This window comes from Tardiphaga sp. 768_D3_N2_1 (assembly GCF_052076105.1).
Classification (GTDB): Bacteria; Pseudomonadota; Alphaproteobacteria; order Rhizobiales; family Xanthobacteraceae; genus Tardiphaga.
In genome coordinates this window covers 1402455-1417407 of sequence record NZ_CP197245.1, presented here as the reverse complement: position 1 = coordinate 1417407, position 14953 = coordinate 1402455, and the positions used below count along the sequence as shown (strand labels likewise).

General features: G+C 61.3%; 13 protein-coding genes. 8 read left to right on the top strand and 5 right to left on the bottom strand.

All coding sequences use genetic code 11. From position 1 onward, the window contains the following. Nucleotides 1–11: 11 nt before the first annotated feature. Nucleotides 12–992 (bottom strand): ADP-glyceromanno-heptose 6-epimerase, encoded by a 981-nt coding sequence (rfaD, locus tag AB8A27_RS06485; protein ID WP_441241202.1) that lies wholly within the window; start codon nucleotides 990–992, stop codon nucleotides 12–14. Nucleotides 993–1183: 191 nt separating this feature from the next. Between rfaD and waaF the strand changes: the two genes are divergently transcribed. Together waaF and AB8A27_RS06475 are read left to right on the top strand one after the other, a co-directional pair. Beyond that, entirely contained in the window at nucleotides 1184–2257 is a 1074-nt protein-coding gene (waaF, locus tag AB8A27_RS06480; RefSeq protein ID WP_441241201.1) for a lipopolysaccharide heptosyltransferase II, read from the top strand. Continuing rightward, complete coding sequence (locus AB8A27_RS06475) at nucleotides 2254–2784, top strand: HAD family hydrolase (protein ID WP_441241200.1); 531 nt, start codon at nucleotides 2254–2256, stop codon at nucleotides 2782–2784. Before waaF ends, AB8A27_RS06475 begins: the two co-directional genes overlap by 4 nt. On the opposite strand, the gene AB8A27_RS06470 is transcribed toward AB8A27_RS06475, so the two are convergent. Continuing rightward, nucleotides 2766–3824: a glycosyltransferase gene (locus AB8A27_RS06470; RefSeq protein WP_441241199.1), complete on the bottom strand. Its 1059-nt coding sequence runs from the start codon at nucleotides 3822–3824 to the stop codon at nucleotides 2766–2768. The two genes, AB8A27_RS06475 and AB8A27_RS06470, sit on opposite strands and share 19 nt — an antisense overlap. 115 nt (nucleotides 3825–3939) lie before the next feature. On the opposite strand from AB8A27_RS06470, the gene galE reads away from it, so the two are divergent. Continuing rightward, entirely contained in the window at nucleotides 3940–4953 is a 1014-nt protein-coding gene (galE, locus tag AB8A27_RS06465) for a UDP-glucose 4-epimerase GalE (protein WP_092147598.1), read from the top strand. Between the two features lie 9 nt (nucleotides 4954–4962). On the opposite strand, the gene AB8A27_RS06460 is transcribed toward galE, so the two are convergent. Next, nucleotides 4963–5928 carry an AraC family transcriptional regulator gene (locus AB8A27_RS06460; RefSeq protein ID WP_441241198.1) on the bottom strand — a complete coding sequence of 322 codons (966 nt, stop codon included), beginning with the start codon at nucleotides 5926–5928 and terminating at the stop codon, nucleotides 4963–4965. A gap of 347 nt (nucleotides 5929–6275) precedes the next feature. Here AB8A27_RS06460 and AB8A27_RS06455 point away from each other — a divergent pair, with 347 nt between their 5' ends. From AB8A27_RS06455 to AB8A27_RS06435, 5 genes are all read left to right on the top strand, one after another. Further along, on the top strand, nucleotides 6276–7085 hold the full coding sequence (locus AB8A27_RS06455; RefSeq protein WP_441241197.1) for an outer membrane protein: 810 nt from the start codon (nucleotides 6276–6278) through the stop codon (nucleotides 7083–7085). Between the two features lie 245 nt (nucleotides 7086–7330). Then, nucleotides 7331–9133 carry an ABC transporter ATP-binding protein gene (locus tag AB8A27_RS06450; RefSeq protein ID WP_441241196.1) on the top strand — a complete coding sequence of 601 codons (1803 nt, stop codon included), beginning with the start codon at nucleotides 7331–7333 and terminating at the stop codon, nucleotides 9131–9133. 78 nt (nucleotides 9134–9211) lie between these two features. Continuing rightward, nucleotides 9212–9910 (top strand): fumarylacetoacetate hydrolase family protein, encoded by a 699-nt coding sequence (locus AB8A27_RS06445; protein WP_441241195.1) that lies wholly within the window; start codon nucleotides 9212–9214, stop codon nucleotides 9908–9910. 78 nt (nucleotides 9911–9988) lie between these two features. After that, nucleotides 9989–11014, top strand: coding sequence for an LLM class flavin-dependent oxidoreductase (locus tag AB8A27_RS06440; protein ID WP_441241194.1), 1026 nt, complete (start codon nucleotides 9989–9991; stop codon nucleotides 11012–11014). Between the two features lie 186 nt (nucleotides 11015–11200). After that, the gene (locus tag AB8A27_RS06435; protein WP_441241193.1) at nucleotides 11201–12097 is read left to right on the top strand and encodes a hypothetical protein; all 897 of its coding nucleotides are present in this window, start codon (nucleotides 11201–11203) and stop codon (nucleotides 12095–12097) included. Between the two features lie 66 nt (nucleotides 12098–12163). Here the strand turns inward: AB8A27_RS06435 and ahcY are convergent, their stop codons facing one another. Both ahcY and metK read right to left on the bottom strand, forming a co-directional pair. Continuing rightward, nucleotides 12164–13585, bottom strand: a complete 1422-nt coding sequence (ahcY, locus tag AB8A27_RS06430) for an adenosylhomocysteinase (protein WP_441241192.1) — start codon at nucleotides 13583–13585, stop codon at nucleotides 12164–12166. Between the two features lie 142 nt (nucleotides 13586–13727). Continuing rightward, nucleotides 13728–14921, bottom strand: coding sequence for a methionine adenosyltransferase (metK, locus tag AB8A27_RS06425; RefSeq protein ID WP_092148219.1), 1194 nt, complete (start codon nucleotides 14919–14921; stop codon nucleotides 13728–13730). Between the last annotated feature and the right edge of the window lie 32 nt (nucleotides 14922–14953).

Here is a 14953-nt window from a genome sequence, read left to right as displayed (position 1 = left end):
CTGTTGCGCCGTTAGCGGAAGCGATCGGGCTGGTCGAGGAAGCCCTTCACATAGTGCGAGACCGCATCTTCCAATGTTGTAAAACCACCATTGTAACCGGCGCCGCGCAGCCGATCGACTTCACTTTGCGTGAAGTACTGATAGCTGCCGCGAATCTGTTCGGGCATGTCGATATAATCGATGTTCGGCCTGGTGCCGAGCGCAGTGTAGGCGGCCAGCATCAGGTCCTTGAAGCTGCGCGCGGTTCCCGTGCCGACATTGAAGATGCCGCTGACATTCGGCGACGCCAGCAGCCACATCATCACGCGCACCACATCCTCGACATAGATGAAGTCGCGGCGCTGATCGCCATCGGCAATGCCGTCGCGATGCGACTTGAACAGCTGGATGCCGCGGCCGGCCTTGATATCGTCGAAGCGCCGCGTCAGCACGCTCATCATCGAGCCCTTGTGGTATTCGTTCGGCCCGAACACGTTGAAGAACTTCAGACCGGCCCATTGCGGCGGCATCTTCTCGCCGCGGCCAACGCGCTCGGCGACCGCGAGGTCGAACAGGTGCTTGCTCCAACCATAGAGATTCATCGGCCGCAGCTTCTTCAGCTCGGGTACAGTCTGCTCATCGCGAAAGCCCTGCGCGCCGTCGCCATAGGTCGAGGCCGACGATGCATAGATCAGCGGCGTCGCATTGGCCGTGCACCAGTCCAAAAGGCGCAACGACAGCCGGAAGTTCGTCTCTATGACCAGGTCGCCGTCGGTCGCAGTGGTCTCCGAAATCGCCCCTAGATGGATGATCGCGTCGAGCTTGCGGCCTTTCAGCCAGTCCATCAGCTCGACTGGCGGCACCACATCCGCAAGTTGCCGCTTGGCGAGATTACGCCATTTCCCATCATGACCGAGCACATCGCAGACGGCCACATCTGCGCGGCCGGCGTCATTCAGCGCGGCCACGACGTTCGATCCGATAAAACCGGCTCCTCCGGTCACAAGCAGCATGAAGTCCCCGATCTCATGATTGACCCACCTTTGCCTCAACCCTGCCCCACAGGCAACTTGGGCAGTGGGGTGTCATAAAGACCGTGGGGACATATTTGGAAGCAACCCAAATAGCTTTACCTGCCGGATTGGAGCGGGTACCGACGTGAGCCGGATATGGCCCGCGGCAGAACAGCGAAGTCCTTGAAAGAATGAATGTAAATTCCCCATACCAGGGAGTGATGGTCGATCCGGACGATACCCGGCCGATCCTGATCGTGCCCTATATGTGGATCGGTGATTTTGTCCGGGGACATACGGTCGTCCGGGTGCTGAAAGAGCGCTGGCCGAACCGGCCGGTCGATTTGCTGGTGACCAAACTGGTCGCCCCGCTCGTCGACTACATGCCGGGCGTCCGTTCAGGCATCGTATGGGACCTGCCGCGCGGCAGCCTCGCCCTCTCGAAACAATGGGAGTTGGCTGCCGTCCTGCGGGCCCGGAACTACGGCACGGCTTTGATCATGCCGCGGACCTGGAAATCGGCGCTGGCCCCTGCTCTGGCCGGTATCCCGGAACGGATCGGATTCGTCGGCGAAGTTCGCTTCGGTCTGATCAACCAGTGGCGCTGGGGCGAAAAGAAGCTGCCGCGCATGATCGACAAGAAATGCGCGCTGGCGCTGCCAGACGGCACGCCGCTGCCGCCGGAATGGCCGGTGCCGGACTTTCGGGTGCCGGCTGACGAGATTGCGCGCTGGCGGCAGGTCAATGGGCTGGGAACCGGCCCGGCCGTGGCGCTCGGTCCTGGCTCCGTCGGTTCCTCCAAACGCTGGACCTATTATGCCGAGGCCGCAAAACTGCTGGTCGCGCGCGGGCTGGACGTCTGGATCATCGGCGGCCCCGGCGAGAAGGACCTCGCCAATGAGATCATTGCAGCCGCAGGTCCCCGCGCTCGCGATCTGACTACCAACGACCTGCGCAATGGCGTGATAGGCATGGCCGCCGCCAATGTCGCCGTGGCCAATGATTCCGGCCTGATGCATATCGCTGCGGCTGTCGGCACGCCGACCATCGGCATTTTCGGACCGACCAGCCCGCAGTTATGGGGACCGCTCAATCCGCTGGCGGCCACCGTACAGACGAAGACCATCGTTCCGTGCCAGCCGTGCCACAAACCGGTCTGCACCATGAACAACCACGCCTGCATGCGCGACATCCCGGCCGACGATGTCGCCAAGATTATTCAGAGCGTGATGGCCGAGGCGTCCAACAGAAGCGCGCAAATATGATGACCAGGCAAACAAAGCCCGCAGCGTTTCTGGATCGCGACGGCGTCATCAATTACGACGACGGCTATATGGGCACATCCGATCGCATCCGCTGGATGCCGAACGCAGCCAAGGCCATTCGCCGGCTCAATGATGCCGGCTATTTCGTCTTCCTGTTTTCCAACCAGTCCGGCGTTGCACGCGGTTATTTCACCGAAGACGAAGTCGACACGCTGTTCAAGTGGATGCGTTCCGAACTCGCCGCACAAGGCGCCCACATTGATGACGTCCGCTATTGCCCGCACCATCCGGCCGGATCGGTTGCGGGCTATCTGGAAGATCATCACTGGCGCAAGCCGAGCCCCGGCATGATCCTCGATCTGATGCAGCACTGGCCTGTGCAACGCAAAGGCAGTTTTGCCATCGGCGACCGCGATACGGATATCGAAGCGGCCAAGGCCGCGCATCTGCCCGGCTTCCTGTTTGCCGGCGGCGACCTGGACGCGTTCGTTGCGGATATCCTGCAGGGTCAGAGCAGCCTGCGATAAACCTCGGCAATTTCCCGCGCTTCCGCATCGAGGCTGAACTTGTCGAGCACACGCTGGCGCGCACGCGTGCCCATGGCTGCAGCGGCATCGGGATCGCGCATCAGCGGCTCCAATGCCAGCGCAAGTGCCGCCGCATCACCGGTCGGCACAAGCTTCCCGGTCACGCCCTCCTCGACCGCGATCTCCGCGGCGCCCGCACGCGTTGCGACCAGCGCGGCCCCCACCGACATCGCCTCGATCAGCGTCAGACCGAAGCCTTCATTGCGCGAGGTGAAGGCGTATATCGTAAGGCGTCGATACCATCGTTCGACCTCTTCGATCGGCAACTCGCCGGTGATGACGATGCGCGACTGCAGACCGGCGTCAGCGATCTTCTTCTTGAGCTCATTGACGAAGCCGATCTGGTCCGGCGTGATCGCGCCGACAATGACGGCGGTGAAATCAGGATAGCGCGGCAACAGCTCGCACATCGCATCGACGAACAGGTCAGTGCCCTTCTGCGCCCGCACACGGCCGAAGCATCCGATCGCATAACGCCCCGGCAAATTCGCTTCTGCAAAGGCCGCTGCACGATCGAGGGGTGGCGCATAGCGATCGGTATCGACACCATGCGTGACCACAGTGGCGGATCGCTTCAGATACGACGCAGAAATGTCACTGGTAGCGATAATGGCATCCATCCGGTTGATCAGCCAGCGCGTGATCCACGTATGATGGCGCTGCGCAGCCGAGGTGAAGAGGAGCTTCAGCGGCCATCCGAGGGCCTTCAGCACGACACCGGCAATCATCTCGTTGTTGCGTCGTGCGTGCCAGATCACTGGCTTGCGGCGCAACCACAATTTCATGAGATCGCGGATGTCCATGCGCGCAATGCCGGCGGGCGCGTCGGACCCGAGCCATGCCGCGTCGAACATATTCGCAAGCTTTGGAGCAACCATGCGGTTGGTCGCTGTCACGCCGGAGTAGCGCCAGTGCAGATTCGTGACGATCAGCTGCAATTTATCGGCCGTTTTGCCCGCAATCGGCACAGGTGACTCCATTTCGCCCGATTTCCTATACGCAACATTAAGCATAGTGGCCAGTTGCCGGCCGTCGAAACCCACTCTTCACCCCCGACGCGATAGCGTTCCCAAAACGGGAGAGTGAGTAAATCCAATGACCGTCCTTGTCACCGGCGGCGCCGGTTATATCGGAAGTCACATGGTCCACGCGCTGGTCGAAGCCGGCGAGAGCGTGGTTGTGATCGACAACCTGTCGACGGGCTTTTCCACCTATCTCCCCGAGGGCGTTCCGCTGTTCATCGGAGATGTCGCTGATGAAAACCTCGTTGAAGGCGTCATCAATGCCCATGGCATCGATGCCATCATCCATTTCGCCGGCTCTGTCGTCGTGCCAGAATCGATGCGCGACCCGCTCTCCTATTACCGCAACAACACGACGACGACGCGCAACCTGCTCAATGCAGCGGTGAAGTGCGGCGTCAAGAAATTCATCTTCTCGTCGACTGCCGCGGTCTACGGCAATCCCGATTTCACGCCGGTAGCCGAAGATGCCGCTACACGGCCGCTGTCACCTTACGGCTCATCGAAGCTGATGACCGAAATCATGCTGCATGACATCGCGCCGGCCTATGGCATGGAGTTCGTCGTGCTGCGTTACTTCAACGTCGCCGGCGCCGATCCGCAGGGCCGCACTGGTCTTGCCACCATGGGCGCAACGCATCTGCTCAAGATCGCCGTCGAGGCCGCGACCGGCCAGCGCAGCAAGATTGATGTGTTCGGAACCGATTACCCGACGCCCGACGGAAGCTGCATCCGAGACTTCATCCATGTCAGCGATCTCGTCCAGGCGCACCGCGCTGCACTAAGCTATCTCCGCGAAGGCGGCGCATCCACGACCCTCAATTGTGGCTATGGCCGCGGCTATTCGGTGCTGGAAACCATCGAAGCCGTGCGACGCGCATCGGGCCGCAACTTCGCGGTTCAATACGCGCCGCGCCGCGACGGCGACATCATGACCATGATCGCCGATACGTCCCGGATCCGCGCCACGCTGAACTGGACGCCGCAATATGACGATCTCGAAACCATCGCCCAGCATGCGCTGGCCTGGGAAGAGAAGCTTGCCCGCGAGCGCCATGGCATTGAATTATTGGCCAAGTCAGCCTGATCGGCCGGATCATCGCCGGCTTTGCGTCGGCGTCTCGCCGAAACGACGGCGGAAGCGCTGGTTGAAATAGGAAATCTCGCTGAAGCCGCTCGTCAGGGCGATCTCGCTGATCTTCAACCTGTCGCCCTGTTCGCTTGTCAGCATCTGCATCGCATGCTGAAGCCGACGCTCCAGCAGCCGTTCGGTGAAGCTCAATCCCGTGTCCTGCAGCAGATCCTGAACGTAGCGCGGCGACAAATTCAGCCGCTGCGCGATCGTCCCGACCGAAAAATCGGGATCGGTGAAATTGCGATCGATCTCCGTGATGATTTCCTGCGCTCGCGACGCGCGCAGACCGCGCATCGACGCAAGTTGTGCAGTGTCACCGCGGGCACCTAGCGCGAGCGCTGTCAGATCCAGCAATGTCGTGCTGATATGACTATCGAGCTCCACATCATGCGGATCGCGCAGCAGATCGACCGAGATTTCGATGTAGCGCCGCAAATGAGCCACGGCTGCGCGCCGTTCGTCGAGCGGCTGGATCAGGAGGTCGTCCACATTGCCAATGAGCGGCAACAGACGCTCTCTACTGACGGTGAGTGTTGTCGACGAGAAATCCGCATCCGATTGTAAATCGGCCGGCCGTCCGTTAGTGCCAAGAAATGCGCGGTCAGACGGCAAGGCCGTCTCACGCCCGACCTGATCGACGACCAGCGTTCCCTCACCCCGATGAAACATCAGACAGAAGTCGTCATCAGGCCCGCGTGCGATCGCTGTCTTCGAACGGCGGATGCGGCGGATGGTGCCGCCGAAACGGCTGACGCTGACGCCTGCATAGTCGGCCCAATGCACGAAAGCCGAGAAAGGCTGCTCCTCTGCGCGGGAAATGTCCACGCAGCACGTGATTGCTTCCATGCTCTCGCACCATAGTGCGAATTTCTGCTGGTCATTAAGTCCGGGATCGAAGTCGTTCGAGACAAAACTGGCCTGATGCATGCTGCCACACTCACTTCCACAGCAACTGTAGTAACGCCAGACGATCAGATCACGGACAAAGTTTCGACAGTACGAGACCGCGCCTCATTGCCGCACGGGTCAGTGCGCATATGTACTGTTGCGAACTCGCCACATCGCTCCGAAGTTTAATGGTGATGCGCGAGAGCTAAAGTTCGTTACGCGCATGAACAAGACCCCTCGATCAGTCCTGTCATTGTGAGAACAAGGGTCGCGAGTCCCGGCATCGTATTCGTGATGTGCAGCTCGTCGACGCTTTACATGCGATCGCTCATGACGGCGATGCATCGGACATCACCTGCCATGGGCAGACATCGAAGGGCCTGACAATGAAAAGACTCATCCTTTGCGCCGCACTTTGTATCGGCGCGACCGTTCCCGCCGCTGCTGCCGATCTGCCTTATCCCGTGAAGGCCCCGGTTGCCCCCGTGCCGGTGTTCTCCTGGACCGGCTTCTATGTCGGCGCCAATGTCGGTTTCGGCGGCGACAAGTTCGACTATCCGTTCCAGGCCACCCAGCGGCAGTTGCAGGCGGAGGCACCCGCGCTCGTTGCCAGCACCAACGGCAATTTCAGCCTGACCTCGAGCGGTTTCTTCGGCGGTGGACAGGCTGGCTACAACTATCAATACAACGGCGGCTTCGTCCTCGGCATCGAGACCGATTTCCAGTGGTCCGGCATCAAGGGCCGCTTCGAGGGCAATCAGACGCTGAACAATAACGGCGTGATCACGTCCGCGGCATTCGGCACCGGCTCCGAAGTCGAATGGTTCGGCACGATTCGCGGCCGACTAGGCTACGCATGGGACCGCGTGTTCCTGTACGGCACCGGCGGCGGCGCCTATGGCCGGGTCAACACCAACGGGAACTTTACCCTGACCGGCCCGAATGGTGTGCTCGGCCAGGTTGCGGCGGTATCGGCCGGCCAGACACAGTGGGGCTGGACCGCCGGCGCGGGTCTCGAATACGCATTCACCCCGCAGTGGTCGTTCAAGACTGAATATCTCTATGTGGATCTTGGCCGGAGCACGCTGTTCTCCACTGCCGTCAACGACGTCGCCAATGGCTTCTCCTCCAACTCCAGCATCTCGGTCGATACCAGGTTCCACACCATGAAAGCAGGCGTGAATTACCGGTTCTGATCGGGTTACATCTCGCCAAGCGAAAGCACGGCGCGCCCCGTCGCGTGCCGTGCTTCCGAGAGATTCCGGGACGAAATCGGCCCTAAACCGGCGGCGTCCGCCGCCGGGCCAACGGGTTAACAAAGTCTTGGCAAGCCCGATTTTGGCTTGAAAAACCGCGATTTAACGGGCAATCAGGCGGCTGTTTCGCAAGCTGACCCTGACGCCTCGGCAAATCCCTGCCCGGCGCCGTCGCTGGACCGCGGATGGCCAAGATTACTCGCAAAGTCACTGACGATCCGTACGGCGCCTGGGCGCTGATCCGCCGCCTCGTCGCCGAACAGGCGGTCACTTATTGGCGACGCTACCTTCTAGCCTTCCTGCTGATGGCCGTCTCCGCCGCGACCACCGCCGGCGCCGCCTACATGCTTGGCGAGGTCATCAACCAGGCCTATGTCGACAAGAGCATCGAGCGGATCGCACTGTTCTCGGGCTTCGTGGTTCTGATCTTCCTGGTCAAGGGCGCCTCGACCTACGGCCATACCGTTATCCTGTCGAAGATCTCCAACGCCATCGTCGCCAACAACCAGCGCCGGCTGTTCGCCAAGCTGATGAACGAGAGCATCGGCTTCTTCTCGGAGCGGCATTCGTCGGAATTCCTGCAGCGGCTCACCGCAGGCGCCAATTCGGTGACGCAGGTGCTCAACCTGCTGATTAACGCCGTCGGCCGCGATCTCTTGTCACTGATCGCGCTGGTCGGCGTGATGGTGATGCAGGACCCCTATATGGCGCTGTTCGGCTTCCTGGTCGCGCCGCCCGCCATGCTGGTGCTGCGCAAGCTGGTCCGCCGCATCAAGGGCCTTGCCCGCAACCAGTTCACCGGCACCACCGAAATTCTGGAAGTGATGCAGGAATCGCTGCAGGGCATCCGTACGGTGAAGGCCTTCACGCTCGAACAGACCATGCAGCAACGCATGGAAGCGAGCATCACGGCTGTCGAGCAGAACGCCAACAAGATGGCGCGCGTCTCCAGCCGCTCCAGCCCGCTGATGGAAACCCTCGGCGGTTTCGCCATCGCCGCATCGCTGATGTATGGCGGCTATCGCGTGGTGGCGATGGGTGCGACGCCCGGCCAGTTCTTCTCCTTCGTCACAGCCTTCCTGCTGGCCTATGAGCCTGCGAAGCGGCTGGCGCGACTGAACATCGATCTCAACAGTCAGATCATCGGCGCGCATACATTGCTGGAGATCGTGGACAGCCCGGCTTCCGAGCCGAATGACGACCACAAGCCTGCGCTCAAACTGACTGATGCGCGCGTCGAACTGCATGACGTCACGTTCCGCTATCGCCCGGGCGAGACGGTGCTCAACCGCATGAGCTTTGTTGCCGAACCCGGCAAGGTGACCGCGCTGGTTGGCCCCTCCGGCGGCGGCAAGTCCACGGTGCTGGCACTACTGCTGCGGCTGTATGAAGTCAGCGAAGGCGACATCACTATCGACGGCCAGTCGATCGGCCAGGTCTCCCGTCGCTCACTGCGCGGCCAGACCGCCTATGTCGGACAGGATGTCTATCTGTTCCGCGGCACCATCCGCGAGAACATCGCCTTCGGCAAACCGGGCGCCACAGAAGATGAGATCGTCGCGGCAGCCAAGGCCGCCTGCGCGCATGATTTCATCCTGGGCTTCCCGCTGGGCTACGACACGCCCGTTGGCGAGCACGGCGCGCAACTGTCAGGCGGCCAACGCCAGCGCATCGCCATTGCGCGCGCGCTGGTGAAGAACGCGCCGGTGATCCTGCTGGATGAGGCCACTGCAGCGCTGGATTCCGAATCCGAAAAGTCGGTGCAGGAAGCCATCGAGCATCTCTGCCAGAACCGCACCACCATCGTCATCGCGCACCGCCTGCACACCATCATGCATGCTGACGCCATTCTGGTGGTCGAAGGCGGCGAGATCGTCGAGCGCGGGCGCCACGACGACCTGCTGCGCCGTGGCGGGCGCTACGCCTCGTTCTTCCGCTTGCAACATCGTGATGCCTCGCCGCTGGCACCGCTCGATGCGTCGGCGTAAGACTTGCTTCTGTTTTCTGCCGCGCAAGCGCGGCATCCGTTTTGATCCCCGCCTTCACAACCAGCCCGAGAGCCGTCCATGACCGCATCGTTCGTTATCGCCCCTCCGCCGCAGGCCGCCATCGCCGTTCAGGACGAGACTTCGAAATTTCCGGTGCGCCGCGTCTGGTGCGTGGGCCGCAACTATCTCGAGCACATCCGTGAACTCGGCAATGACGAGCGCAACCCTCCCTTCTTCTTCGCCAAGCACGCTGACATGATCGTGCCCGATGGCAGCGAGATTCCCTACCCGACGCTCACCAAGGACATGCAGCACGAGGTCGAGCTCCTCGTGGCACTGAAGAGCGGCGGCCTGAACATCTCGCCGGAAAAGGCGCTCGACCACGTCTGGGGCTATGGCGTCAGTGTCGACCTGACCCGCCGCGATCTGCAGACCATCTCGCGCAAGAAGGAACAGCCCTGGGAGATCGGCAAGTCGTTCGACATGTCGGCGCCCACCGGCGCACTCGTCCCGGCATCCAAGGTCGGCCATCCCTCCAAGGGCAAGATCTGGCTTTCGGTGAACGGCACGGAACGTCAGAAGGGCGACCTGTCCGAGATGATCTGGAACATCGCCGAGATCATCTCGAAGCTTTCGCTGCAGGTCGAACTCGGCGCGGGCGACGTGATCCTGACCGGCACCCCCGCCGGCGTCGCGGCGCTGCAGCCGGGCGACAAGGTCGAGTGCGGCGTCGACGGCATCGGCACCTTGAAGTTCGCGATCAGCGAACCCAAGTAACGCTCGCACAGCTTGATTTGCAAAGGCCGCGCATCATGCGCGGCCTTTGTCGTTTCAGCACTCGTCAGGATGCATCACATGAAGCTCGAACTCGGCCTCGATACCTTTGGTGACGTCACGCGCGGAGCCGATGGCGAAATGCTGTCGCATGCCCAGGTGACCCGCAACGTCATCGATGAGGCGGTCCTCGCAGATCAGCTTGGCGTCGACTTTTTCGGCGTTGGCGAGCATCACCGCGAAGACTTCGCGGTATCGGCCCCCGAGGTGGTGCTCGCCGCCATCGCGGCGCGCACCAAACGGATCCACCTCGGATCGGCCGTGACGGTGCTGAGTTCGGACGATCCGATCCGCGTGTTCCAGCGCTTTGCCACCGTGGATGCTGCTTCGCACGGCCGTGCGGAAGTCATCCTCGGCCGCGGCTCATTCACGGAATCCTTCCCACTGTTTGGATTCAAGCTCGATCAGTACGAGACGCTGTTCGAGGACAAGCTCGATCTGTTCGCAGCACTGGCATCCGAACCGGAAGTGACCTGGAGCGGCACGACCCGCCCGCCGCTCACCAATCAGCGCGTCTATCCGCCGATCGAGGCCGGCAGGCTGATGACCTGGATTGGCGTTGGTGGCAGCCCTGAATCAGTCGTTCGGGCGGTGCGCTATGACATGCCTCTGATGCTGGCGATTATCGGCGGCGAGCCTGAGCGATTCAAACCTTATGTCGATCTCTATCATCGCGCCTATGCGCAGATTGAACAGCCGGTGAAGCCGATCGGCGTGCACTCGCCGGGTTATGTTGCCGCGACCGACGAGCAGGCGCGCGAAGAGCTGTGGCCGCATTTCAAGGCGGGCCGCGATCGTATCGGCAAAGAGCGCGGCTGGCCGCCGATGCAGCGTAGCGACTACGATCGGGAAGCCGATTACGGCTCGCTCTATGTCGGATCGCCGCAAACCGTGGCGAAGAAGATTGCGAAGACTGCGAAGACGCTCGCCCTCTCGCGCTTCAATATGAAATACAGCGCCGGGACCCTACCGCATGAGAAGCTGATGGGCTGCATCGACCTGTATGGGCGCGAAGTCATTCCGATGGTGCGGGAGATGCTGGGCTGAGGCTGCCGCCATCCGCCGTCTGTCGAAGTGTGCTCGCACCCGTCTTGCATCGTCGTGCCATTCAGGCGCGTCGATGCGGAGCGATATCAGGAACGGCAAGCCTGACGTGTTGCCAAAACGCAAGGCGCGCATTACACATATAAACAACTTTAAGTTTATTGTATTTGCGGGTCAAGGAGGCGTCCGATGGGCACCAAGTTGAGCTTTGCCTTTTGCTGCGCAGTTCTGACCATGACCGGCGGCAACGCCTCCGCTGCTGACATGCTGGTCAGGACCCCTCTAGATGCGCGTGCGTGGATCAATCCTATTCTCATCGCGAATACGCAGGTCGGCCTTGGCATTGTCGGGCATCGCGTCGACTACAACGAGACGACGCCCCAAGTTCCGCGCTTCAGCAGCGAGAAAGGCTGGCTGCCGGGTCTGCAACTTGGCGTATCGGCCATGGCCCCAATCGGCGCGGTGACCAATATCTACTTCATGGGCGTATTCACCTGGATCGCGGGAAAAACAGAATACGGCGCGTCAGGCGGTCCCGTAACCAAGGATTTCAGTGGCGCCGATATCAAAAACCTGGATCTTCGGTTCGGCAAAGGTTTCGATGTCGCTGCTGATTGGATGGTTACGCCCTATCTCGGCGCCGGCTATCGCGGATGGGAACGCAATCTAGGCAACGGCAACAGTCCTTCCGGATATCGCGAACTCTATGAGCACGGTTATGTCGGTGGCGGGTTGCTGGTTCAATGGGCCGCGAGCGACAGGATCGTTTTGTCCGCCTCCGGCTTGATCGGAACAACGCTTGCCCCGAAAATGACGACGTCGTTCAACGGCGGCGCGCCGATCAATCCACTGACCTATGATCTGGGCAGCTCGACCATGTATATGGCCGGACTCTCGGCAGATTACGCCATTACGCGCGAATGGCACGCAAATGTGGGTATCGACTTTCTCAACTTCCGATATGGCGCATCCGCCGTGGCATTCGACGGCTCGCTGGAGCCAGACAGCCGGACATCGAACTGGACCATCAAGGCGGGCTTTGGCTACAGCCTCTTCAAACCAGCCGTGATCGCAGCAAACAACTGACGATCGAACCAACAAAAAGCCCCGGATTGCTCCGGGGCTTTTCTCGTTCAATTCGTCACGCCGAACTCAGTAGCGGTAGTGGTCCGCCTTGAACGGGCCTTCCTGCTTCACGCCGATATAGTCGGCCTGGTCCTTGCGCAGCTTCGTGAGGTTCACGCCGATCTTCGAGAGATGCAGCATGGCGACCTTCTCGTCGAGCGACTTCGGCAGCACGTAGACTTCCTTCTTGAACTTGCCGTCCTTGTTGTTGGCGTAAAGCTCGATCTGCGCCAGCGTCTGGTTGGTGAAGGACGCCGACATCACGAAGGACGGGTGGCCCATCGCATTGCCGAGATTCACAAGGCGGCCTTCCGACAGCAGGATCATGCGCTTACCATCGGCGAAAGTGATTTCGTCGACCTGCGGCTTGATGTTGTCCCACTTCAGGTTCTTCAGCGCGCCAACCTGAATCTCGTTGTCGAAATGGCCGATGTTGCAGACGATGGCACGATCCTTCATCGCGCGCATGTGCTCGATGGTGATGATGTCCTTGTTGCCGGTCGCGGTGACGAAGATGTCGGCGCGTGGCGCGGCGTCTTCCATGGTCACGACTTCATAGCCTTCCATCGCCGCTTGCAGCGCGCAGATCGGATCAACTTCGGAGACCATCACGCGGCAGCCGGCCTGGCGCAGCGACGCCGCCGAGCCCTTGCCGACATCGCCGAAGCCGGCGACCATGGCGATCTTGCCCGACATCATGACGTCGGTGCCGCGGCGGATGCCGTCCACCAGCGATTCACGGCAACCATAGAGATTGTCGAACTTCGACTTGGTCACGGAGTCGTTGACGTTGATCGCGGGCCACAGCAGCGTGCCGGCCTTCTGCATGTCGTACAGACGATGCACGCCCGTGGTGGTTTCTTCCGAGACGCCCTTGATGCTCTCGGCGATCGCCTTGAAGTAGCCCTTCGGCTTTTCTTTGAGCTGCTTCTTCAGCAGTGCGAAGAACACTTCCTCTTCTTCCGAACCCGGCTTGTCCAGGAACGCCGTGTCGCCGTTCTCGGCGCGCAGGCCAAGATGGACGTACATGGTGGCGTCGCCGCCGTCATCGAGGATCATGTTCGGGTGACCGCCGCCATGCCAGTCGAACAGCTTTGCGGTGTAGTCCCAGTATTCGGTGAGGGTTTCGCCCTTGATGGCGAACACCGGAATGCCGGCAGCGGCGATCGCGGCTGCAGCGTGATCCTGGGTCGAATAGATGTTGCACGAGACCCAGCGGATGTCGGCGCCGAGCGCCTTCAGCGTCTCGATCAGCACGCCAGTCTGAATGGTCATGTGCAGCGAGCCGGCGATGCGCGCGCCCTTCAGCGGCTGCTTCGGGCCGTATTCCTCGCGGGTGGCCATCAGGCCCGGCATTTCGGTCTCGGCGAGCGAGAGTTCCTTGCGGCCGAAATCGGCGAGCGAGATGTCCTTGACGATGTAGTCGGTGAAACCGTTGGGGGCGGTCATGTTTGAATCCTTGATGAGAGAGTCATTCCGGCGCGCTCGCGCCTTCGCGAGTGAACCCGGAATCTCGATGTGATAGTCACTTCTGGGTTCCGGGTTCGCATGCGCGAAGATGCGCATACGCCCCGGAACGACGAATTTGTGGTTAGACGTTGCGCTTCAGCGCATCGACGAGGTCGGTCTTCTCCCAGGAGAAGCCGCCGTCTGCATCCGGCGTGCGGCCGAAATGACCATAGGCCGACGTGCGGGCGTAGATCGGCTTGTTGAGGTCGAGATGCTTGCGGATGCCGCGCGGCGTCAGATCCATCGCAGCAGCAACGGCCTTCTCGATGGCATCGTCAGCGACCTTGCCGGTGCCGTGGGTGTCGACATAGATCGACAGCGGGCGCGCCACGCCGATGGCGTAAGCGAGCTGCAACGTCGCCTTGTCGGCGAGACCAGCGGCAACGATGTTCTTGGCGACGTAACGCGCAGCGTAAGCAGCCGAACGGTCCACCTTGGTGGAATCCTTGCCCGAGAATGCGCCGCCGCCATGCGGGGCTGCGCCGCCGTAGGTGTCCACGATGATCTTGCGGCCGGTGAGACCTGCGTCGCCATCGGGACCGCCGATGAAGAACTTGCCGGTCGGATTGATGTGCCAAATCGTCTTGTCGGTGATCCAGCCGTCCGGCAGCGCCTTGCGGACGTAGGGCTCAACGCGCTCGCGCACCTGGTTCGAGGTCATGTCCTCGACGAGGTGCTGATGCGAGACGACGATTTCACGCACGCCAACCGGCTTGCCGTTTTCGTACTGCACGGTGACCTGGCTCTTGGAGTCCGGGCCGAGGACCTTTTCGGTGCCGGCATGACGGGCTTCCGAGATCAGGCGCAGGATCTTGTGCGCGTAGAAGATCGGCGCCGGCATCAGCTCGGGCGTCTCATTGGTGGCGTAACCGAACATGATGCCCTGGTCACCAGCGCCTTCTTCGGCATTGGTCGGCTGCTTAGCATCGACGCCCTGTGCGATGTCGGCCGACTGCGGATGCAGCAGGATCTCGATGTCGCAGTTCTTCCAATGGAAGCCGTCCTGCTCGTAGCCGATATCCTTGATGGCGTTGCGGACAACGGCCTCGATGTGATCGTTGGTGACGGTGGACGGACCGCGAGTCTCGCCGGCGATCACGACCTTGTTGGTGGTGGCGAGGGTTTCGCAGGCGGCGCGGATGTCCCAGGGATCGATGCCCGCCTTCGGGCCTTCGCGGAAGAACAGATCGACGATCTCGTCGGAGATACGGTCGCAGACCTTGTCGGGATGGCCTTCGGAAACCGATTCACTGGTGAAGAGATAAGACGCGCGCATCAACTGGTCCTCTAGGTTGCGCCGGAGCCCGG

Coding starts and splice junctions, on each gene's coding strand:
- rfaD (WP_441241202.1), bottom strand. CDS start 992: ATGCTGCTTGTGACCGGAGGAGCCGGTTTTATCGGATCGAACGTCGTG.
- waaF (WP_441241201.1), top strand. CDS start 1,184: ATGAATGTAAATTCCCCATACCAGGGAGTGATGGTCGATCCGGACGAT.
- AB8A27_RS06475 (WP_441241200.1), top strand. CDS start 2,254: ATGATGACCAGGCAAACAAAGCCCGCAGCGTTTCTGGATCGCGACGGC.
- AB8A27_RS06470 (WP_441241199.1), bottom strand. CDS start 3,824: ATGGAGTCACCTGTGCCGATTGCGGGCAAAACGGCCGATAAATTGCAG.
- galE (WP_092147598.1), top strand. CDS start 3,940: ATGACCGTCCTTGTCACCGGCGGCGCCGGTTATATCGGAAGTCACATG.
- AB8A27_RS06460 (WP_441241198.1), bottom strand. CDS start 5,928: ATGCATCAGGCCAGTTTTGTCTCGAACGACTTCGATCCCGGACTTAAT.
- AB8A27_RS06455 (WP_441241197.1), top strand. CDS start 6,276: ATGAAAAGACTCATCCTTTGCGCCGCACTTTGTATCGGCGCGACCGTT.
- AB8A27_RS06450 (WP_441241196.1), top strand. CDS start 7,331: ATGGCCAAGATTACTCGCAAAGTCACTGACGATCCGTACGGCGCCTGG.
- AB8A27_RS06445 (WP_441241195.1), top strand. CDS start 9,212: ATGACCGCATCGTTCGTTATCGCCCCTCCGCCGCAGGCCGCCATCGCC.
- AB8A27_RS06440 (WP_441241194.1), top strand. CDS start 9,989: ATGAAGCTCGAACTCGGCCTCGATACCTTTGGTGACGTCACGCGCGGA.
- AB8A27_RS06435 (WP_441241193.1), top strand. CDS start 11,201: ATGGGCACCAAGTTGAGCTTTGCCTTTTGCTGCGCAGTTCTGACCATG.
- ahcY (WP_441241192.1), bottom strand. CDS start 13,585: ATGACCGCCCCCAACGGTTTCACCGACTACATCGTCAAGGACATCTCG.
- metK (WP_092148219.1), bottom strand. CDS start 14,921: ATGCGCGCGTCTTATCTCTTCACCAGTGAATCGGTTTCCGAAGGCCAT.